Source organism: Candidatus Nomurabacteria bacterium (assembly GCA_023898645.1).
In the GTDB taxonomy this organism is placed as follows: domain Bacteria; phylum Patescibacteriota; class Saccharimonadia; order Saccharimonadales; family Saccharimonadaceae; genus UBA2112.
In genome coordinates this window covers 336,465-358,031 of record CP060232.1, presented here as the reverse complement: position 1 = coordinate 358,031, position 21,567 = coordinate 336,465, and the positions used below count along the sequence as shown (strand labels likewise).

18 protein-coding genes are annotated in these 21,567 nt (G+C 46.2%); 8 read left to right on the top strand and 10 right to left on the bottom strand.

Features of this window, described 5'->3' with window-relative positions:
- Positions 1 to 26 precede the first annotated feature (26 nt).
- From H6797_01720 to H6797_01710, 3 genes are read right to left on the bottom strand one after another with little or no spacing between them, the layout of a single operon-like run.
- Positions 27 to 1,241, bottom strand: coding sequence for an aminopeptidase P N-terminal domain-containing protein (locus H6797_01720; GenBank protein USN96897.1), 1,215 nt, complete (start codon positions 1,239 to 1,241; stop codon positions 27 to 29).
- A 12-nt stretch (positions 1,242 to 1,253) separates the two neighbouring features.
- Entirely contained in the window at positions 1,254 to 2,801 is a 1,548-nt protein-coding gene (locus H6797_01715; GenBank protein ID USN96896.1) for an excinuclease ABC subunit UvrC, read from the bottom strand.
- A 16-nt stretch (positions 2,802 to 2,817) separates the two neighbouring features.
- Complete coding sequence (locus H6797_01710) at positions 2,818 to 3,546, bottom strand: VIT1/CCC1 transporter family protein (GenBank protein USN96895.1); 729 nt, start codon at positions 3,544 to 3,546, stop codon at positions 2,818 to 2,820.
- A gap of 62 nt (positions 3,547 to 3,608) precedes the next feature.
- Between H6797_01710 and H6797_01705 the strand changes: the two genes are divergently transcribed.
- Positions 3,609 to 4,340 carry an rRNA adenine N(6)-methyltransferase family protein gene (locus H6797_01705; GenBank protein USN96894.1) on the top strand — a complete coding sequence of 244 codons (732 nt, stop codon included), beginning with the start codon at positions 3,609 to 3,611 and terminating at the stop codon, positions 4,338 to 4,340.
- Here the strand turns inward: H6797_01705 and H6797_01700 are convergent.
- Both H6797_01700 and H6797_01695 read right to left on the bottom strand, forming a co-directional pair.
- Positions 4,334 to 4,966 carry a hypothetical protein gene (locus H6797_01700; protein USN96893.1) on the bottom strand — a complete coding sequence of 211 codons (633 nt, stop codon included), beginning with the start codon at positions 4,964 to 4,966 and terminating at the stop codon, positions 4,334 to 4,336. The two genes, H6797_01705 and H6797_01700, sit on opposite strands and share 7 nt — an antisense overlap.
- Before the next feature lie 34 nt (positions 4,967 to 5,000).
- A complete protein-coding gene (locus H6797_01695) occupies positions 5,001 to 5,894 on the bottom strand; it encodes a rhodanese-related sulfurtransferase (protein ID USN96892.1) in 894 nt (297 codons plus the stop codon).
- Positions 5,895 to 6,150: 256 nt separating this feature from the next.
- Between H6797_01695 and H6797_01690 the strand changes: the two genes are divergently transcribed.
- On the top strand, positions 6,151 to 6,654 hold the full coding sequence (locus tag H6797_01690; GenBank protein ID USN96891.1) for a hypothetical protein: 504 nt from the start codon (positions 6,151 to 6,153) through the stop codon (positions 6,652 to 6,654).
- Between the two features lie 165 nt (positions 6,655 to 6,819).
- The gene (locus H6797_01685) at positions 6,820 to 7,272 is read left to right on the top strand and encodes a hypothetical protein (protein ID USN96890.1); all 453 of its coding nucleotides are present in this window, start codon (positions 6,820 to 6,822) and stop codon (positions 7,270 to 7,272) included.
- 98 nt (positions 7,273 to 7,370) lie between these two features.
- Here H6797_01685 and H6797_01680 read toward each other — a convergent pair whose 3' ends face one another.
- A complete protein-coding gene (locus H6797_01680; GenBank protein ID USN96889.1) occupies positions 7,371 to 8,108 on the bottom strand; it encodes a 50S ribosomal protein L25 in 738 nt (245 codons plus the stop codon).
- 90 nt (positions 8,109 to 8,198) lie between these two features.
- Between H6797_01680 and H6797_01675 the strand changes: the two genes are divergently transcribed.
- On the top strand, positions 8,199 to 8,831 hold the full coding sequence (locus H6797_01675) for a DedA family protein (GenBank protein USN96888.1): 633 nt from the start codon (positions 8,199 to 8,201) through the stop codon (positions 8,829 to 8,831).
- Positions 8,832 to 8,838: 7 nt separating this feature from the next.
- Here the strand turns inward: H6797_01675 and uvrA are convergent, their stop codons facing one another.
- Positions 8,839 to 11,655 carry an excinuclease ABC subunit UvrA gene (gene uvrA / locus H6797_01670; GenBank protein ID USN96887.1) on the bottom strand — a complete coding sequence of 939 codons (2,817 nt, stop codon included), beginning with the start codon at positions 11,653 to 11,655 and terminating at the stop codon, positions 8,839 to 8,841.
- 240 nt (positions 11,656 to 11,895) lie between these two features.
- On the opposite strand from uvrA, the gene H6797_01665 reads away from it, so the two are divergent.
- Genes H6797_01665 through H6797_01655 form a run of 3 tightly spaced genes read left to right on the top strand, consistent with a single transcriptional unit; the run spans position 11,896 to position 17,009 of the window.
- A complete protein-coding gene (locus tag H6797_01665; GenBank protein USN96886.1) occupies positions 11,896 to 12,153 on the top strand; it encodes a hypothetical protein in 258 nt (85 codons plus the stop codon).
- Positions 12,154 to 12,175: 22 nt separating this feature from the next.
- Positions 12,176 to 14,800, top strand: coding sequence for a hypothetical protein (locus H6797_01660; GenBank protein ID USN96885.1), 2,625 nt, complete (start codon positions 12,176 to 12,178; stop codon positions 14,798 to 14,800).
- A gap of 46 nt (positions 14,801 to 14,846) precedes the next feature.
- The gene (locus tag H6797_01655) at positions 14,847 to 17,009 is read left to right on the top strand and encodes a hypothetical protein (GenBank protein USN96884.1); all 2,163 of its coding nucleotides are present in this window, start codon (positions 14,847 to 14,849) and stop codon (positions 17,007 to 17,009) included.
- A 102-nt stretch (positions 17,010 to 17,111) separates the two neighbouring features.
- Here H6797_01655 and H6797_01650 read toward each other — a convergent pair whose 3' ends face one another.
- Positions 17,112 to 17,324: a hypothetical protein gene (locus H6797_01650; protein ID USN96883.1), complete on the bottom strand. Its 213-nt coding sequence runs from the start codon at positions 17,322 to 17,324 to the stop codon at positions 17,112 to 17,114.
- 145 nt (positions 17,325 to 17,469) lie between these two features.
- On the opposite strand from H6797_01650, the gene H6797_01645 reads away from it, so the two are divergent.
- Entirely contained in the window at positions 17,470 to 17,760 is a 291-nt protein-coding gene (locus H6797_01645) for a hypothetical protein (GenBank protein ID USN96882.1), read from the top strand.
- Here the strand turns inward: H6797_01645 and sbcB are convergent.
- Complete coding sequence (sbcB, locus tag H6797_01640) at positions 17,757 to 19,193, bottom strand: exodeoxyribonuclease I (protein USN96881.1); 1,437 nt, start codon at positions 19,191 to 19,193, stop codon at positions 17,757 to 17,759. The genes H6797_01645 and sbcB overlap by 4 nt on opposite strands.
- Positions 19,194 to 20,262: 1,069 nt before the next feature.
- A complete protein-coding gene (gene obgE / locus H6797_01635) occupies positions 20,263 to 21,561 on the bottom strand; it encodes a GTPase ObgE (GenBank protein ID USN96880.1) in 1,299 nt (432 codons plus the stop codon).
- Positions 21,562 to 21,567 lie beyond the last annotated feature (6 nt).

The window sequence follows — 21,567 nt, the reverse complement described above, 5'->3', positions numbered from 1 at the left end:
GTTATTGTAGCATGTCGAGCGCATGTTTATAAGTCGGTTGACAGCTTTGCGCTCAGATTTTTATACCCATTGTCGGTAATCAAGATGTCATCCTCTATCCGAACGCCAATGCCTTCTTCGGGTATGTATATACCGGGCTCCACCGTCATGACCATACCCGGCTTAAATGCGTCGGGCCGCCCAAGAGCATCATGCACGTCTATACCAAGACCGTGACCGATTGAATGTGGGAAATATTTGCGATAGTCAGGATCGCTAGCATCTCTAATTAAGCCAAGACTTATCAGAGCTTCCTGCATAATGTTGTCTACTTTATTAAAGTAGGCTTCCGCCTGAAGCCCGGGTTCGATGAGCTCGATAATTTGCTTCTGTGCTTCTCGAACAGCGTCGTGTACTGCTTGTTGGCGCTTTGTTGGCTTGCCGACGGCATAAGTGCGTGTAATGTCTGCCGCGTAGCCATTTTGTCGAGCACCGATATCAATCAGCAGCAGCTTACCTTTGTTCAACTTGTCATTGTTATGTATGTAGTGCAGCGTGCAGGCATTTTTACCAAAAGCAACAATTGGGTCGTATGCATGACCCTGCGCCCCCGATTTACGAAAATCATATGTAAAGTCGGCTTCTACTTCATATTCATATTTATAACTGTCGATTTTTTTCTTAACGTCGGCAAAACTTTTGACGGTCAGGTCGATAGCGGATTGCATAACAGCTATTTCGACCAGCTGCTTAACGGCACGCAGACGAGCAAGCTCCAAACGAAAATCGCTGACGCTAGTGAAAATTCGCTCTAATTTGTCATGCATTTCATGCGCCGCCGGATTTAAAGTAAAGCCAAACCTATCGGCACCGGAAGGCGCATCAACAGTATGAACAAGCCTATGAGAACGAGCCACCTGACGCAACCAACTATCGGCTTCCTGTCGATCAATTATTTCATCAACACCACTGATTTTTTTAGCATCTTCAGGTGATAAGCTTCCATCAAAAATCTCATGATGCTGCTCTACGGTTGGTGCAACCAGCCACGAACGACGTCGCTTTGCATCCATAAGTAACCACCAGTCAGGGTGTTCGACGCCCGTAAGATACCAAAAATTGCCTTCTTGCTCAAAATGCGCTGCTGCATCGTTGCCGCGCTGCATCTGAGTATACGCAGGTACGGCTAGTATGCCGCCCTTCAGTTCATCGTAAACCCGTTCGCGATTTCCTGTAAAAAAAGACTTGTCCAATGCAGTCATAGACCCAGCATATCATAGATATGGTTGAATTTTTTTGGCTTTCGACTCACCTATTGCACTGGCGATTTGCTCAGGAGTTGCAGACTTGACTGCGCGTAGACTACCAAACGTGCGGATGAGTTTACGTCGTGTGGCTGGACCTATGCCAGGTATCTCTTCTAAATCACTAGCAGTCTGCTTTTGACGTTTAAGTACCGTATGGTAGCTAACAGCAAAGCGATGTGACTCATCACGAATGCGTTGGAATAGTTTCACGACATCGGAATGAGCATTAGTAAGTGAACCCCCTCGTAAATTACGCGAATGCGCACCGGCATTAAGCTGACCTGGGTGTAGATTTACGACATAGTATGCACCCGATCTTTCTACATATTCATGCGTAGTCGGGTTTTTTATGAGACTCTCAAGCACCTTCGTGTCAATGTTCGACCGTGTCTGGTGAACAATGATTTCTTCCTCGCGCTTTGCAATACTGATAATCGGCACGTGAAGTTCACGAGATTCCAAGGCCTTAATAGCAGCGTCCAACTGTCCTTTGCCGCCGTCAATCAGTATCAAGTCAGGCGTGCCCCACTCTTTAACGTTCTTTGGGCTAAATCGCCGCAAGATTGTTTCGTGCATATTGGCCGTGTCGTTATTTTGCTCGATTCTCATCTTAAACTTACGATACTCACTGCGATTACTGACACCATTCGTAAACACCACCATGCTAGCAACTACGTTAACGCCCCCCATATGGCTGATGTCGTAACCTTCGATACGCGCCGGAACCTTTGGAAGTGCCAACAAGCTAGTCAGGTCACCGAGAGCGCGATCCTTACTTATATCCAAAAACTCTCTGTCACCAAACATAATCTTGCGCTGAAGTTCCGCCAAATCATTCAAACGGTTACGTAGTCGAGCTGCATTTTCAAAATCATGCATTTTGGCAGCAAGACGCATATCCTTCTCTATTTCCTTTGCCAAAGTCTTGCGGCCACCCTCGAAATAACGAATAAGCTTGCGAAGCGTCGCTTTATATTCGCCGCTCGTTGTACTAGGAGCTGGACTTAGGCCTATGTGCGTGTCTAGGTCTTCACGCTGGCCGGTTTTTGGCACTTTCGTGTAATACGGAAACACGCGGCGTAAATATCGTAATGCTTTTTTTATAGCGAAACCATTGTAGTACGGACCAAAGTACTCCGCTTCGTCATCGGCTGGATTACGAGTAAAGCTAACCGTCGGCCATTCACTTTTCATATCGATACGCACGTATATTTGAGACTTGTCGTCGCGCAAAAGTATATTGAAACGCGGCATGTATCGTTTCACCATCTCTGATTCCAAAAATAGCGCATCGATTTCTGACTCAGTTTCTGTCCAGTCCGTATCATCGATTTCCGCTACTAATGCTCGAGTTTTTACATCCATATCTCGTTGCGATTGGAAATACTGGCGCACACGGTTTTTCAGGACCGCCGCCTTGCCAACATAAATAATCTCGCCATTAGCGCTTTTATGAAAATATACACCCGGACTTAATGGGAGCGTTTTTAACTTGGCCTCAAGTTTTTTGTTCATCGTATCTATTATACCGCTATGAGATTGCGACACCGAAGAGATGACCGATGCCATATGTCACGATAGAAGCAAATACAACAATAAGTAACTGACGGATAGCGCCATAAACGACACTTTTACCACTTGATCGTGCGGTGTACCCGCCAACTAATAAGCCGCCAACCACCGTTAGTCCAACCGCCCACATAATACCCGCGACCCCATGAAGACCAATCATCCAAGGAAAGAGTGGCGCGATAGAACCCGCGGTAAACAGCAAGAACGACGACACGGCAGCAACCCATGGCGAACCAAGCTCGTCGTCATTAATACCTATAACTTGCGACGAGTACATAGATGTAAACAACTTCTTGTCTCGAGATACGTCTGCGGCGGCACTTTTTGCGGATTTCGCATCAATACCGTGATCTTCAAAATTCTTTGCCAAATTTTTTGCCAAAAGATCACCATCGGTTTCCATAATGCCTTTTAGGTCTTGCAGTACGCCTTCAAAAAGTTCAACCTGAGCTTTAACCGATATCCATTCACCTGCCGCCATAGAGATTGCACCCGCGAGCAATCCAGCAAAGCCCGCTATTAACACAGCCTTAGCCTCGGCACCAGTCGCTGCAACACCAATTACCAGACAAAGTGTACTAACAAGTCCGTCGTTGACACCTAATACGGCAGCCCTAGCACCGCCCCTTTGAACCTGTAGAGCACGCCTAGCTAACAATTCACTAGCATGAGTAATTTTTTGTTCCATAACTATAAATAGTATACCATTCCGATTGCTGTAAAAAGCCCCTAATTGGTTATAATCAATGTATGAAGCGAATTGCTCACAAATCTCAATATTTCCTACGAAGTCCTAGACGTATGAAGGAGATGATTGGTCACTCTAACATCAAATCATCCGACACGGTTTATGATATCGGCGCTGGCAGTGGAGTGATATCGTCTATTTTAGCTACGCGCTCCTCGCAGGTAATAGCCTACGAGAACGACTCACGCATAGTGGCGAAGCTACGCGAAAATGTCGGGCAATTTTCTAATGTTACAGTAATAGAACAAGACTTTTTGAAGTCAGATCTCCCCAACACGCCATACAAAGTATTTTCGAACATCCCATTTCATCTCAGCTCGCCAATTTTGCGAAAATTGACCGAATCAGACAACAGACCAACTGCAATTTACTTAATTGTACAAAAACAATTCGCACATAAATTGCTGATTGACGACGAGCGTTTTACGGGCCTGCTTGGTGCACAGATAGCTCCGCTCTACACTACCCGAATCCGCATGCGTTTAGAGCGAACCGACTATTGGCCGCATCCCGCCGTCGACACGGTACTCATAGAATTATTACTACGAGACGAACCGCTCATAGTGCCAGATCGCATGCCGGCCTATCGTCAATTTACGGCCCATTGTTACGAAGCACCCAAGATTTTTGCCAAGATGCCACAAAGCGCTGTCGGAATCACTTCCGGTACAAAACCGTCCCAATTGACCCTTGATCAATGGGTGGCCCTTTTTGACGCGCAAAGCATCTATTGAATCAACGGCCCTCGTTTACTAATGTCGCGAGAGCCAACCGGAAAACCTGCGATAAATAAATGACTTTTCAAAGCCGCCAAATTCTTTTCTTCGCCATGCGAAATCGTCTTAACGCTCTTTTTCGCATCAAGTTCCTTTATGGCAGACTGTGTCCTTTCTAGATCTTCACGAATGGCTAACATGTTCTTAAAAAAATCACCTGTATTTGTCATGTATTCTACAATGTCCTGCAGAACTTCAAGTGCTGTAGGCTCCGTGATTTCCCGTCGTTTCATCACTGCTCGTTGTGATGTAAATTCGTAATGTGTCGCACGGCACTCACCAGCTTCATTACAATAAAAGTCGTATTGTTCGTCATTGGCACATAAATGCCAAACATATTGATTAGTTGCATTGTCATTAGCTACAAACTCCAGTTCGACACGCTGTCCGTTTATCTCTTCGGTAGACACGCGCGACGCACGCCACCTATGATTAAGCAGGTCCTTGTTGTCATTGGCAAATAGCACTGCATATTCATACGAGCAACTCGCGACTGTTTCACTTTCAGGTTCTAATAAAAAACGGCCGACCGGCCGCTCTTGTTCCGCGCTCTCGTGCTCTTGCGATTTCATCTTTTCGCTCATGCTTCAGCGATGGTAGCACCGCCCGCTCGGCTCGTCAAGATTTTACGACAGCCCTACAAGCAACTGTATGATACAGCAGGTCAGGATCTTGCTTACAATTTAGGCAAATCAGCACTAGGTCGTTACACTCGGCGCGAGCACAATTTTCGAAGTTGTTCGTCGGGCCGCCACAATGAGTACATTCGCCAATTGTTTTAGCGTGATCGCTGAAATCTAAGACCATACGGTCATCAAATACTCGCAGCGAGCCCTCCCATAAGCCATCGTCTCCAAATGCTTCACCGTATTTCACGATACCGCCATCAATTTGGTATACGTCTTTAAAGCCGCGTTTTTTCATCATAGCGCTAATAACTTCGCAACGAATACCGCCAGTGCAGTACGTTACAATTTTTTTATCTTTGATGTCATCATACTTGCTACTTTCAAGTTCAGAGATAAAATCACGAGATGTATTTGTATTCGGCACGATAGCATCTTTAAATTTACCAATTTTTGCTTCATGCTCATTGCGACCATCGAAGAACACTACGTCGTCACCATATTTTTCGATCAATTCATGAACTTGTTCAGGCTTTAAGTGTTTGCCACCGCCGATTACGCCGTTTTCATCAACTTCAAATTCATCATCTGAATTTTTGAAACCGACTAACTCGCGCCGACTTTTTACGCTCATACGCGGAAAGTCTTCTCGGCTACCGTCGCTCCATTTAAATACGATATCTTTAAATCCAGGATACTGCTTAGTAGCTTTGATGTACTTTTTTAAATCATCCATATCGCCGCCAACCGTACCGTTAAGACCATGACGACTTACTAGAATCCGACCACGTAAATCAAGCCCTTCACATAGGGTTTTTTGCCACAACTTTACCGCTTCTGGGTCATGAATTGGCGTAAATTTGTAATAGAGCAATATCTTTTGCATTAGGAAATATTATAACACTTATTTCCTAAATTTTCAGACGGCTTTTTCTTTCAGCCCCTTTAAAACACCGCACATTAACCAGAATGCAACCATATTTTGCCGAGACCAAAATTAATCATTTAACGGATACATTTAAGTGTACATTGATATTTTATGCGTTATGTGGTATAAAGAAGGCATACTTTTGCTGCGTCCAGATGGCGCAACTGGTTGATACTAGCCAGGCAGTAGTACATTACGAGAGAAGGGCACGTCAGTGGCAAAGCGCAGTACTGACTCCGAGTTTGGCAATCTTCGCTCCGTACGTCGCGAGAAACAACGTCGTCTCGCACGGCAAGATCGCCTCATCAAGCACCTCATGCTCGAAGAAAGCAGGCAGGATTCCGCCAGGAAACGAACGTCAAACCGCCAGGTCAAAATGGACCGTGTCATCTGCCACATTCAGGCAATCGCAGATGAGTGCGCATTCTACGACGAAGGCGAGTTCAAAGACTTCAAAGAACTGGTCAGATTCCTCGCAATCCGTGGCGTCATGTCGTGGCCGCGTCATCGAGGGTCTGAACCTACAGCCAAGGAGTACAGCTTCATATCTGAAGCACTGTGCGTAGCGCAAGCCCGAAAGATAATCTCAATCACACAGGTAGACGGAAAGAGGAGGCTCGTAAACCACTTCTCAACTCTACCTTGCACTGCAAACTTTGCAGAAGACGAACTGTTTATCTTCGGCAGACAAGCTCGTCGGCAGCTTCAAGCTGCATAGCCGATATGAGTCGGTTCCACACATAACGTCACGTGTGGAACCGACTCATTTAATTTGCAATTATATAGATATTAGGTTAAAATAACGCCATCGCAATGATCTCAGGATCAGCGAGGATATCCCTGCGATAGCACCTAATAACCCAACGAGTCAGGAAGTGACACATTGTCTTCTACGTCATGTACAAATGACCGACAAGAGCTTGAACGAGTTACACGCAAGATACTTTGGCGACTTTCACGTCCGCCACAAAGTCTGCGCCTCGTTCTCCAAGAACTTGACGTTGCAAACGTAATGGGACCAGATCTCACCATGATTTTCGAATACCTAGTGTTCACGGACAGTTACTACTGTCAAATGGTCTGCAGTACTTCACGTCATTCATCTAGAAAAGCACATCGTCGACGTCGCATGATCTATAAAGCTTTTCACCTGCTATACAGCAGTGGCAAAATTCTCACATCGGATGGACATATTGTCCACCCGACTGTCTGGCCAGCAAATGCAGCTGACGGTGACTTACGTCGCCCGAAGAGAAGAAAAAAATTCGATCAGCGGCCATACCATGGCCGACCCGGTCGAGACCGTGGACGATTTCCACAGCACGTTGCCGCCTGACCCGTACCCGGTATGGCCTGTATTAATAACAGGCCATACCGGGTCATACCGACAATCAAAAATCCGCCCTTTCGGGCGGATTTTCATCTGTTCTGACTTTATTTGTTAGCGTCAACGTTTTGTTGCTTGGGCTCATCCTGAGCTTTACCGCCAGGCATAGACTCTCCAGCTTGGCTTTCTTGATCACTATCGCCACCATTATCGGCACCCACGTCACCAGCATCAGCTGATTCTGCGTCGCCAGCTGCAGCCTCGTTTTGGGCCTGCAATGCTCCTGGTTCGTAAACATTCGCAATGACCAAGTCTAGATTCTGCTCATGGTCAGCAAATTCAACTCCCTCAGGTAGTTTAATATCCCCGAGTGTCAGTTTGTCTTCGTCTGTCGCCAGTTCAGCAACGGAAAGCTCCAAAGCCTCCGGCAAGTCAGCCGGTTTTGCCTTGATCTCTACATGCTCCAGCGCCTGTAGTACGACAAGCCCTGCTTTTTCGGCAACACTTTCGCCCACGCCCACCAAATGAATCGGTACTTCCGTAACGATGGCTTCATTCTGCTTGATGGTATGAAAAGCGACATGACGCACTTGGTGCTTCACTGGGTCGATATCGATGTCTTTAATAATTGCCAGCTTTTTCTTGCCGTCAATTACTAGATGTACCGGTGAGTGTTTGCCTGCCTGATGGGCAACTTTTGTTGTTTCGACGAGGCCCGACTGCGTGCTCAAAGGCTCTGACTTTCCACCATAGACAACACTTGGCACCAAGCCTTGTTTACGTAATTTGACAACTTTTTTTCCGGAGACTTCCCGGGAACTCAGCTGTAGGGTAATTTCGCTCATATTCCTCCGTTTCTTCTATCATAACTATTATACCATGGGTTTCAGCCCGAACGGCCGTAACGATCAATCGTCATGCTACAATAAAGCACAATGCATCAATTAAGTGACATCGTTCTCTCACTCGGACTTCCCGGTATTGTCACGGTAGTTTTTATCGAAAGCGGCTTTCCTTTCGGCTTCTTTTTACCAGGCGACACTATATTATTTGCCGCCGGACTCTTCGCTGCTAAAGGTCAATTTTCCATCTCGCTAGCCATCACTATGATCTTCATTGCAAACTTCGCCGGTGTCACCATAGGATACTGGACCGGCAAAGGTCTGGGTAAACGCTACGTCAAGAAAGAAAGCAAATTACTTTTCCGTCATGAATACGTAGAAAAAGCCGAGAAATTTTATGCCAAGCACGGGGGCAAAGCCATCATCTTAGGGCGTTTCGTACCGGCAGTACGCTCGTTCGTACCAGTCATAGCCGGCGTTGCCAATATGAACTACCGACATCTAATGTTTTATAACGCTATAGGTGCTTTCATTTGGGCTACGAGTGTGCCGCTCGTCGGTTATTTTGCTGGCAAATGGCTCGAAGATCATGGCATAAGTATTGAACTGCTCGTCATGCCTATCTTTATCTTAGTCGTCATCATCTCTTTTGCCGGCCCGGCAATTCATGCTCTGAGCAACAAACAGACCAGAGAAAAACTACTCGCTCGACTACGCAAAAATTAACAGACAATTATTTTACGAGTGACTTCAAGTATTCGCCAGTGAACGAATTTGCTACTTTCGTTATGTCTTCTGGCGTACCAGCGGCAATTACTTGACCACCGCCATTACCGCCCTCGGGCCCCATATCAATGATGTAATCAGCTGTCTTAATGACATCAAGATTATGTTCGATGACAACCATGGTATTGCCGCCCTCAACAAGTTTTTGCAAAATTGTCAGTAAGCGCTTCACGTCAGCGCTATGAAGACCGGTCGTTGGTTCGTCGAGTATGTACATAGTACGGCCAGTGCTTCGTCGGCTAAGTTCACTTGCAAGCTTAATACGCTGCGCTTCACCACCGCTAAACGTCGTGGCCGGCTGACCTAAACGTATATAACCCAAACCAACTTCAACAAGAGTATCTAGTTTTCGCGCTATTACCGGAATGTTAGTAAAGAATCCCGCCGCCTGCTCGACCGTCATTTCAAGTACGTCGCTAATAGTCTTACCGTTGTATTTGATTTCGAGCGCTTCGCGGTTATAGCGCTTGCCATGGCATACGTCACATGTAACATAAACATCTGGCAAAAAGTGCATTTCGATTTTGATAACGCCATCACCCTGGCAATTTTCGCAACGGCCACCCTTAACGTTAAAACTGAATCGACCAGCTTTGTAGCCACGAATATTAGCTTCGGGAGTGCTGGCAAATAATTCACGAATAGGAGTAAAGACACCAGTATAGGTAGCGGGATTTGATCGTGGGGTGCGACCGATGGCCGACTGATCGATGACAATCGCTTTGTCGAGCTGACTTATGCCTTCGATGCTATCGTGATGGCCGGGCACTTCCTGACTACGATGCAATCGAGCAGATAGCTCTTTTGCCAAAATATCGTTAACGAGCGTCGACTTGCCGCTACCGCTCACGCCACTGACAACCGTCATGACGCCAAGCGGAAATACAACATCGATGTTTTTGAGATTGTTCTCGCGCGCGCCCTTTACGATGAGCCGTCTGTCTTTATTCGTGACGCGACGCTTTTTAGGTACAGCAATTTTATCGACGCCAGCCAAATAGCGGCCAGTAATACTGTCAGGATTTTTAGCAACTTCGTCTGGCGTACCAGCAGCCACGACATTTCCACCCGCAACACCCGCGCCGGGACCTATATCAAGTAGGTAATCCGCATGACGAATCGTGTCTTCGTCGTGTTCAACGACCAAAACAGTATTGCCAAGATCGCGTAGGTGCTTCAATGTTTCAATCAAGCGGTCATTATCACGCTGATGCAGGCCGATTGACGGTTCGTCGAGTACATATAGCACACCCTGCAAGCCGCTACCGATCTGCGTTGCCAAGCGAATACGCTGGGCCTCACCACCACTGAGTGTATTCGCCGCGCGCGTCAACTCAAGATACGTCAGACCGACATTGCTCATGAAGCTAAGTCTGGCAACAATTTCTTTGAGAATCTGATTTGCAATAATTTTTTCTTGCTCGGTCAGTTTGAATTTATTATTAAAGAAATTTAGCGCATCATCGACGGCAAGACGGCAGATATCCATGATGTTTTTGTCATGTACTGTCACTGCCAAAACCACAGGCTTTAACCTAGCACCACGACATGCGTGACATTCACGTTCACGCATAAACCGCTCAATATCACGACGCATAAAATCACTGTCTGTTTCTTTATGTCGGCGCTCTAGATTCGGGATGACGCCCTCGTATGTTGACGTATACGAACGTCCCTCGCCGATGCTAACGGTATACGTTTCTTCACCCGTGCCATACAATATTTTTTGCAACGCCTCGTCCGACAATTCACGCACTGGCACTTTCAGACTAAATCCGTGCCTGTCGGCAACCGCCGCTAAACGTTTCATATACCAAGCGTCACTATTTACTCGGTTATACGGACGGATAGCCCCCTCGCTGATGGTCAAATTTGGGTTAAAGACAAGATCAGGGTCGACTTCTAGACGACTACCTAGTCCAGTACAAACCGGACAAGCACCTTGTGGCGCGTTAAAACTAAACAGTCTCGGCTCAAGCTCAGGAATCTCTTCGTTAGGATGATCCACGCAGGCATAGCGTTGCGAATACACATCCACTTCATCGTCATCGACTCGTAATATTTCGACAATACCACCACCGATATCGAGCGCTTGCTCTACAGACTGCGATACCCGGCCTTTCATGTCATCGCTTATTGCTATGCGGTCAACAACAATTTCAATGTTGTGTTTATAATTCTTTTGTAATTCCGGAAACTCATCAAGCGCATATACTACGCCGTCCACTCGGGCGCGCGCAAAGCCAAGGCGACGATATTGTTCCGGTATGTGCGCAAATTCGCCTTTTTTATCTTTTACGATAGGTGACATAATCATCAAACGCTTGCCATCGTCATACTGCAGCACTGTGTCGATGATATCTTGCGGAGTCCTGCGCTGCACCGCTTGACCGTCAATTGGACAATGAGGCACACCGATGCGCGCAAATAATAAACGCATGTAATCATAGATTTCAGTAACGGTCGCCACGGTCGAACGAGGGTTACGACTAGTAGATTTTTGATCAATACTAATAGCAGGACTTAAACCCTCAATCTGATCGACGTCGGGCTTGTCCATGGTGCCAAGAAATTGCCGTGCATAGCTAGAAAGACTCTCGACATAGCGTCGCTGGCCTTCGGCATAAATCGTGTCGAACGCAAGCGAGGACTTGCCCGAACCGGACAGCCCTGTGATGACGACTAGTTTGTCGCGCGGAATTTCAACGTTGATGTTCTTCAAGTTGTGTTCACGCGCGCCAGTAACACGTATTACCTCTGGCATAACCTGAATATTATACAGTTTTTTTATGTTTTATTCCAGTAGGTAAAACAACTTAGCAAGTACATGGCTTTCGTGTTTGACGTACAATATTAACTGATTTAGTGACGACACCCGACAAAATTACACCCAAAAGATTATTAAAGAGCACTAGAATCGTTGACACGGATATTTGGGCATGTATAATTTACCTAGTATAAGCAAAAGCGTGTAAGGGTAGAATAACAGTAAAGAAAGTTGGATATGAGGCAGTTTCTAGCCAAACTCAAAAACCCATATGTATCAGGCGGTATCGTCATAGGACTACTCTTAATAGCGGGGGTCACGTTCGTCACTTTAACCTATTTGAATGCCAATAAACCAACGAGTACCAAACTGGTAGCTCCCAAAGTCATCCAAAAAAGCCTAGTTAATGCAAACGACACGGCAAAAAAAGAATCTGATGCTCACATCAAAGCCACGGATGCAATTGACGAAAAACAAGTTAAGTTAGCTGAATGAAATGATAAATAAGGTAATGACTATGCAACAATCAATCCTTCACATTAATCGCAAGTTTATTCAATCGGCATTCGCCTTGTTTTCTGCAGTCGTCATAGCAGGTCAAAGCGTAGTACCCGCTCTGGCCGTCGCTCCGTCGACAGCCGTTGACGTAAATTTGTCAGTTTCAATCACTACGGAAATAGGACGTCGGCTAAACACCATTAACGCCGATTTAAAACTCGTTGATTCCGAACACGACGTTCCAAATGCCACTCTAGAGAAACTAAAGTCTGACCTAAATTCAGTCAAAAAAGATCTGACCGATCTGCTAAGCAAAGTAGACAACACTGATGCCAGTAATACAAAAGTACTCAAGGACATAGCTTCAAAGGTTGATTCTAATTTTAATAAATACGCAGCAGTCAATCAGTCGTCTACGTTACTTAATGATTTGCACTTACAGAATCAGCTTATTACTAAGCTAAAGGATTCTGCAGCTTCAGTTCAAAAATCCATTGACGCAGCAAAGGCGAATGGAGCGACTCACGTCAACGGAGGTGTCGCAGGCTTTGTCCCACTTCAGACCATTCAGACTCAATTAAACGCGCTGAGGCAAGGACTCGAAACAAGCACAACCGTTGAACAAAGCATATCGTCTTCATTATCTATATTGATTAGGGACGAGCTGACCAACCCATCAACCGACCAGGCGGCACTTGTTTTCAATCAACTATCCGTTGCTCAAAACACTCTCACAAATACAGGACTTGGCCTTAGTCAATTGAGCAACCTGGTGACAGGAAACAGATACGGGGTCAGCATCTGCGGACTGGGATCAAACTGCAACGGTAATACAAATTATGGCTATATAACAGCTTGTGGCATAGGAGCTAATTGTACAGACAACTCAAATAGCGGCGTCTCAGAGACGTGCGGCCTAGGATCGAACTGTAAAAATAACACGAACGACGGATTTGTTCTAAGATGCGGCAGTTTGTCTAACTGCTCGAATATCACAAATAACGGCGCTTACCAAAAGTGCGGCACGTTGTCTAACTGCTCTAATGCTGTCAACAAAGGCATAGTAGAATTATGCGGATCAGCATCTCATTGTACCGATGCTATAAATTATGGTGTCATACTGAAGTGCGGAACACTGTCAACCTGCAAGGACAATACAAATAATGGATTTATATTGAAATGCGGATCATTGTCTAGCTGCTCTAATATTACGAACAACGGTGTCTACCAATCATGCGGCACATTGTCTAAATGTTCTGACGATATCAACAAAGGCCTCATACAAGTATGCGGCGCATTATCTAAGTGTTCTAATGCCATTAACAACGGCGGTACATTATCGTGCGGTCTTTTGTCTGAATGCGCTAATAATACTAACAATGGTGTATTTGTAAACTGCGGCGTGGCATCGATTTGTAGCGGAAATACAAACAATGGTGGCGTACAGACATGCGGCATCGGATCAAGCTGTACTGACGATACGAATAACGGTGTGTTATTAAGATGCGGAACATTATCTGACTGCTCTAACATCACAAACAACGGGGTTTACCAGAGATGCGGTACGCTGTCTAACTGTGCCAATGCGATTAACAACGGTGTCGTGCAGGTATGCGGTACGTTGTCTAATTGTACGAATGCAGTCAACAATGGCCTCATACAGAAATGTGGTGTCGGCTCTAACTGCACGGACGGTTCAAATAACGGCTTCATACTAAGGTGCGGAACGCTGTCTAACTGTACGAACATTACGAACAACGGCGTCTACCAAGCATGTGGCACGCTATCGAACTGCTCAAATGCAATTAATAGCGGTGTTGTACAGACATGCGGCACGTTGTCTAACTGTACGAATGCCATGAATAGCGGCGTTGTGATGAGGTGTGGCACCCTGTCTGACTGCTCTAACATCACAAACAACGGGGTTTACCAGAGATGCGGTACGCTGTCTAACTGCACTGACGCGATTAATAATGGCAAAGTACAGGTATGTGGACTACTGTCTAACTGTACGAATGCAGTCAACAACGGTATCGTGCAAAAATGTGGCATAGGTTCAAACTGCACCGACAGCACAAACAACGGCTTCATACTAAAGTGTGGCGTACTGTCCGACTGCTACAATATTTCGAACAACGGCGTCTACCAAAAGTGTGGTACGTTGTCTAACTGCTCAAATGCTATCAATAACGGCCTAGTTCAAAGGTGTGGTACGTTGTCTAACTGCTCAAATGCTATCAATAGTGGTGTTGCGAGTCTCTGTGGCACACTATCAGACTGCTCAAATTCTACAAATAACGAGGGTGTTATGGTTTGCGGTCTTGCCTCTAACTGCTCCGGCAAGACGAACAATGGCGCACTCTCGATTTGCGGTGTTGCCTCGAACTGCACCGGTGAGACTACCAATAGCTTCTTAAGCCTCTGCGGACTGGGATCAAACTGTAGTAACACTACGACTAATAACCCTATATATAGCTGCGGCCTGTTGTCCAATTGTAGTACTACAATCAAAACTGTCGTCGTCAATCAGTGCCTAGTGGACACTTCAGTAGCCTACGTTCCTGACAGCCGTAATACGTTGCCGTTGCTTGCAAGCTTTACCACTGCTTCTTCTTCCTTTAGCGTACGGCACGAGATGAATTAATAGCTTAACAACATAATGTATACAAATTAATAAAAGGTAATATAAGATGCTTCCAGCCAAACTCAAAAGCCCATTAGTACTTGTCAGTATCATTGTCGGATTACTGTTAGTGGTGGGTGTAGCCTATGTTTCATGGACATACCTGGTACCCAAACCTGGCGTTGCAAAACTCAAAATGGTCTCTCCGGTAGCCATTAAACAAAGCTTAAAGGACGCAAACGATGCCAATATCGTAAACTTCCAATTACATCGAAGCTCCTTTCAAGCTGTCGATGAGCAACAAGTGGTGTTAGCATCTGATAAATCAGCTAGCCCCACCTCTTTGAAAGCCAAGGCAACCGCCGAAATCAACCGAAGGCTTGCTTTTATTGAGGCTGATCAAAAGATCATTAAGAATGTCTCGTCAGACGCTACAACTGTCAAAAACAAGATAGATTCAGCTCTGAGCCAAACAAAACAGTCACTTACCGCCCTCAAGAACGCACTCGATGACGCCGGTTCAGACCCTGCGCAAATAAACGCCGTCGTATATTATATTGACCTCGAATTTAAACAATACAAACCTGCCAATGAATTAGCTCAGCTACTTGCTGATCAACAACATCAGGTTAAATTCAGCAAAAAACTCGCGAGCACGATTGACACACTTCAGCAAACAATGAAAGCCGCCAAATCAAACGGCGCCACACACATCAACCTCGGTTCCGCTGGCTTCGTTTCGTTAAAAAGCATCCAGTACGACTTAGATCATCTTAAGCAAAACCTAGCTGCTATATCGGCAATGTCGAAATCTCAGATAGCCATACTTAAGAACGCACTCAGCAAATCTTCGACAGTCGCTTCAACAGCAAGTGGCGACACAGTTTCAGCCACTTCAGCTTCTGCCAATGTGAGCGTAGCTGTCGCCTCAGGAGCACCAGACATCAATGTTGCGCTTGCGTCAGGATCATCTGACGTAAAACTCGTCGGCTTCTTCTCTAACCTTTTAAAGATTGGTAAAGGTATTGCTAATAGTATCTCCGGATTAGGCACAGCTGTAGTCGGTGCGGTAACAGGTAATTCTGCCGCCGTACAAAGCGGCTTAACCACTGCAGCAGCTGGAGTTACTCAGGTAGCCCAGGGAGCTCTGGGCGTGGTGGGCGTCAACACCTGCCTAGCCGGACAAGATTGTAGCAACCAAACTAACGTTGGATGGCTAAACATTTGCGCAAACGGTGCAAACTGTAGCGATCAGACAAATGTCGCTCTAGCAAACGTCTGTCTGGGCTCCAACTGTAGCGGTAGTACGAATGTTGGCGTAGTAAACGGTAACGCCGGATCCAATACTAGCGGCAGTACAAACGTAGGAGCGGTAAACAGCAACATTGGCGGTAATAGCAGCGGCAGTACAAACGTAGGAGCGGTAAACAGCAACATTGGCAACAACAGTAGCGGCAGCAAGAATGTAGGTGCAGTAAACAGCAATGTAGGCGGTAATAGCAGCGGCAGTACAAATACCGCCATCCTAAACGGCTGTGTAGCTGGTAATTGCAGCAACAGTACAAATACCGGTGTTGTGAACACCTGTACACTTGGCGCCAACTGTAGCAACAGCACAAATGCCGGCCTTTTCGTCGACTGTGGAGTAGCAGCCAATTGTAGCGGTAGCACTAATAAAGGTGGTGTCGTGACTTGCGGCGTAGGCTCAAACTGTAGCAACAGCACCAACAAGGGAGGCGTCGTCAGCTGCGGAGTCGGATCAAACTGTAGCGGTAGCACGAACAAAGCCGCAGTCGTTAGTTGTGGCGTAGGATCAAACTGCAACAACAGCACTAATGACGCAGGCATTGTAAAATGTGGCGTAGGATCAAACTGTAGCGGTAGCACCAACAATGGCGCATTCGTAGTCTGTGGCGTAGGATCAAACTGTAGCGGTAGCACCAACAGTGGTTTCATAAGCCTCTGCGGCACTCTGTCAAACTGTAGCAATAGTACAGTTACGAGCGTTATTAACGTCTGTGGCGTCCTCTCAAACTGTAGCACTACCACCACCGTTGAAAAGAAAGTACCTTGCACTCAGCCTACAACCCCACCTACCGTCGAACCTACTGAACCTACTGAACCTACTGAACCTATTGCTAACCCAACCCCCGTTCCGACTCCAACACCAACTCAGGCGCCAACTCAGAACGACACAGGCGACTCCCCTGACAGCAGGCCAATTCTATAAACAAATACTCTCGTTTAAAAAGCATATCAAGTGCACATATGAAAAAGCGCCATCTACCACAAAGGTTAGATGGCGCTTGCGCCTAGCCCAGTACGGAACGATCTATCCTACGGATTGAGACCAAAGATATCCGCTGCACATACCGAATGAATCGCACGATGTGTCGGGTGTCGTCGCTGGACTACCGTATTTGCTGACACAGTAACTTCCTATGACTACAGCAGCGATTATTAAGCCGACTATCAACAGCCCTGTCCAGGTTGGCATACGTCCTTTCGGAGAAACAGACTGATGCTGTTCTTGTTTCGAGACCACTGCGGTCACCTTCCACTCGTTGTATAGACGTGAAGTTATTATTTCATAATTTTAGTATTTACGCAACCTCATCATGCTTATAATTGCATATATTTGACATATATGCTAAATTAATAATAAATTACTTGTATGAGGTGAGGTAGCAATGCACAGGATAATCAACACAACCGCTCTTCTAGTCTTTGTCTGGCTCGTACTAGATACGTTGCGCGTGCAAGACATGCTACTGAATTTTTTGCTAGCAGGAGAAATCCCCCTGACACGCACGGCGCTGTCACCTAGCATGATGATTGCCATCATGTCGGTAGCAACATCCGCCGTACTATTCGAGTTGCTCGCACGCAGAATTACGATTATCCGCCAAAGGCGCGACTACATCATCGGTCTTATTACCAAACGTGACTGGCTGGTGAAACGAACCACCAATCGAACCTAGTTAGATTCTGTTTCGTCTCCTGAATCACTCGGAGCGACATTTGCTAGCCATAGCTGTATTTCCTGCAACACGAACTGCTGTTGATTTGTTAGTCCCTGCTTGCTTAGTCGCTCTATAGATTTAACAAATGAAGGCAGCTGCGATTGTATGCGCTGCACCCTCCATTGCTCCCAAGCTACAGATTCATCCACACTCAAACTACGAGGAAAGCTTCGTGCCTTGTAATGCAACAAGAGTGGAACCAAGCGTTCATCTTGAAATTCAGGATGCATATCGGCGAGTGTTTTTTCGTCCGCCACGGCAACCGCCTGAGTACGAAGACGATCTGCATCACTTAAAAAGCCATCGTATAACTGCGCCTCAGGTTCTGATGATTTTTTATATTCAGGTTTATTTTCAAACAAAGTACGTATGTTTTCAGCAAAATGCGGTGCTGCTAATAGCGCATTACGATGTCTTTCTATAGTCTCTTTGTCTAACCCAACTCGAGCCCAACCATCGCCCTGTTCTAGTACCCCAAGAGGCGCCACCGACGGTGCTCGATTATATTGCATCTCCTTGACGGGTAACGGCACGAAACCTTCTGTCTTGCGTTCTTCCCACGATGCATACAATTTCTTTGCCAACTCCTTGCTGTCAAGATTTATAAACGGCTCTGGATCGTAACGAAGATCATACGTGACCACATTTCCATTCTTTCCGGCAGTAAGCGGAAATGCTACTGTCGTTTTGTGGAACTCGACGTCGAAGCGGCCACTCGTATATACAAACGGTTGCTTGTCGTCTAAATTGACGAGCTTTTTTACCTCTTTCTTGTCGCGCATTTTGAGTAAATAATCATATAGTTGCGGCTGTTTTTCCTTGATTAGCTGCGTAACGGCAATCAATGCCTCGACATCGCTTAAGGCATCATGCGCCTTAAAGTGGTCGATGCCATTCTCCTTTGTGACAAGCTCTAAGCGATTCGTTGGCTTGCCATCAACAACCGGCCATTTTATTCCGTCTGGACGTAAAGCTCGCGTCATACGCACGACGTCGAGTAAATCCCAACGAGAACGACCTTCTCGCCAGCTCCATTCGTACGGATCACGAAAATTTCGCCACAATAAATGACGAACAAATTCATCATCAAAACGAATATTATTGTAGCCAACAGCAATCGTTCCCTCGGTAAATATCTCTTTGAGGATAATGTCTGCGAACTGCGCTTCCGTGTAGCCGTCAGCAACCGTCTGTTGCGGCGTAATACCAGTAACCATCAAGGCATCAGGACTTGGGAGCGTGTCGTCATTCAGCGCTACGAGCACGTTAACAGGCTCACCGATCGGTTTGAGATTCATGTCTGTCCGCTGGCCGGCGAACTGCATAATGCGGTCATCGCGGCCAGACAGCCCGCTCGTCTCTAGGTCATAAAAGAAAAAAGTCGTCGCCATTCCTCCTATAATAACGGATTAGTTCGAGAAAGCGAAAACCCCGCCACGAGGGCGGGGTAAAAAAGCTGAACATACATATGCACTACGCGAGAAAGGAGATTCCGTCGGTAATCCGACTTCTACACCATACGAAATGGGCGCTCCTTCAACTGGCATAGCACATCCTCTTGCTGCGTCCTCAAGGCGAGCCCTAGGCTGGCCGAGGCAGAAGTTTATGGGGGGCGGCAAGGCAATACCGTACCGCAGCCCCCAACTATATTAAGTTGTACTGTATGAAGTTGTACTCCGTGAATGGTTGCATTTTGCAATACTGCTTCGAACGTATCCCCGGAAATCTTAGTACCGGTTCTAGAGGCTCAGAAGTCAGCCAGGGGGTCTACACCAATGGCGCGGAAATGCTTTCCAACCGCCAAAACCCTATTATTACGACGAAACTTCACTACGAGGAAGTTCCGATCAACCAGTCAGGTTGCTACGTAGAGCAACTACTATCGTAAACGATCAATCGAAGCATCCTGCTCCTTTCGAGGGTTTTCCATCTTCATGCAACCCACTCACTTTCGAGGGTCGCTTACTGTGCACGAACTATGCACAAAAAGCGATCCTCGATACGAGTAAAACATGTTCAGTTTTTCAATGTTCCAATCAGGATCTATTACATATCTCAACTGATTTTCATTATTACTATATCACTATAGTATTACTTTGTCAATATATTTTGCTATAAAATAAGGGCGACCATTTGGTCGCCCATTTCAAGCATTGAGCTTGAGAAGTAGTTTGCCCCGCAGGGTACGGAAAGCAGTGTGAGCAGACGAGTATTCCTTATCGGTAAGTTTCCTTACCTACTCGTCTACCCTCGTAGCAACTGTTTTCTCGTAACCCTGCGGGGGTTCTCCCTCATGATCGTCGATTCTCGCGATTAGCTCAGCGGTCGACAACCTCCGGGAAGTTTATAGGCTGTTAGTCAACGATTTTCATCCGTCACATTTCATGCAACGAACCAACAGCCACTGAATATGGTACCGGTTTAAATACCCCACATATCAGTTTTATTATACTAACACTCTTATAGACTATTGTCAACTTCTTGTTCAAGAAGCGTTAGCTCGTCCACCCCTATGCGAATAACGCTGTCGCCAACAGCACCTTGTCGGATTAGTTCGTGATTAATACCCATCTTTTTCATAATATCGCGTAGACGATTAACACCCTGGAACTGATCGAAGTTTGTGCGACGCGCGAATTTCTCAATCTTATCACCACGCACAACGTACACGTCATCTTCTTTAGTCACCGTCCAAGCGTCTGATGCCGCCCTCGTGCTAAGAGATATCACCGGAAGTTCATCGTCTGGCTGCTCTTCTTCGACAACTACGGCACGAACTTCTTCAACCTTTTGCCTCAACAGCCGGAGCAAGTCTTCAAGTCCCTTGTGAGCTGTAGAAGATATGGCAATAATCGAGGTGCCTTCAGGCGCGACTTCTTTAAGTGCTTCAGTTTGCATATCTATCATTTCGTCGTCTAAACCGTCTACTTTCGTAAGTGCAACAACTTCCGGTCGATTAGTCAAATCATCTGAATATTTAGTTAATTCACTTCTAACAGTCTTGTAGTCATTGGCGATGTCGTTACCGTAGGCGTCGATCAAATGCAAAAGTACAGCCGTTCGCTCAACGTGACGCAGGAACTGATCGCCCAGGCCTTTACCTTCGGCTGCACCCTCTATGAGTCCTGGAATATCCGCTATCAACAGATTCGATTTATCAATAGTTGCAACGCCCAAATTTGGCGTCAAAGTAGTAAAAGCGTAGTTGGCAATTTCTGGACGAGCGTTAGTGACGACACTTAAAAATGTCGATTTACCGGCATTTGGCAGACCCACCAGCCCGACGTCTGCAAGCAATTTCAACTCCAGCTCTGCTTCGAATGCATCGCCCAATTCGCCTTTTTCTGCAAGACGTGGCGTCTGACGGACAGAGGACTTAAAGTGGGCATTACCAAAACCGCCGTCGCCCCCGCGGGCAATGACCACCTGTTGACCATCTTCTGTTAAATCGGCAATCACCTTTCCGTCGCGTTTGACCAGAGTACCCATTGGTACTTTGACAATAAAATCTTCACCTGATTTGCCTCGGCATTTTTGTTTACTGCCGTTACTCCCGTTTTCAGCCTTAAGTTCTGGTCGATAGCGAAAATCCAACAGTGTATTGAGATTAGTGGTTGCCTCAAATATGACATCTCCGCCTTTACCTCCGTCACCACCGTCCGGACCGCCCTTGTCGACATAAATCTCATGACGAAAACTAACGACACCGTCGCCACCTTTGCCTGCCTGAATTGTAACGGTCGCTGTATCTACGAACATATAAAC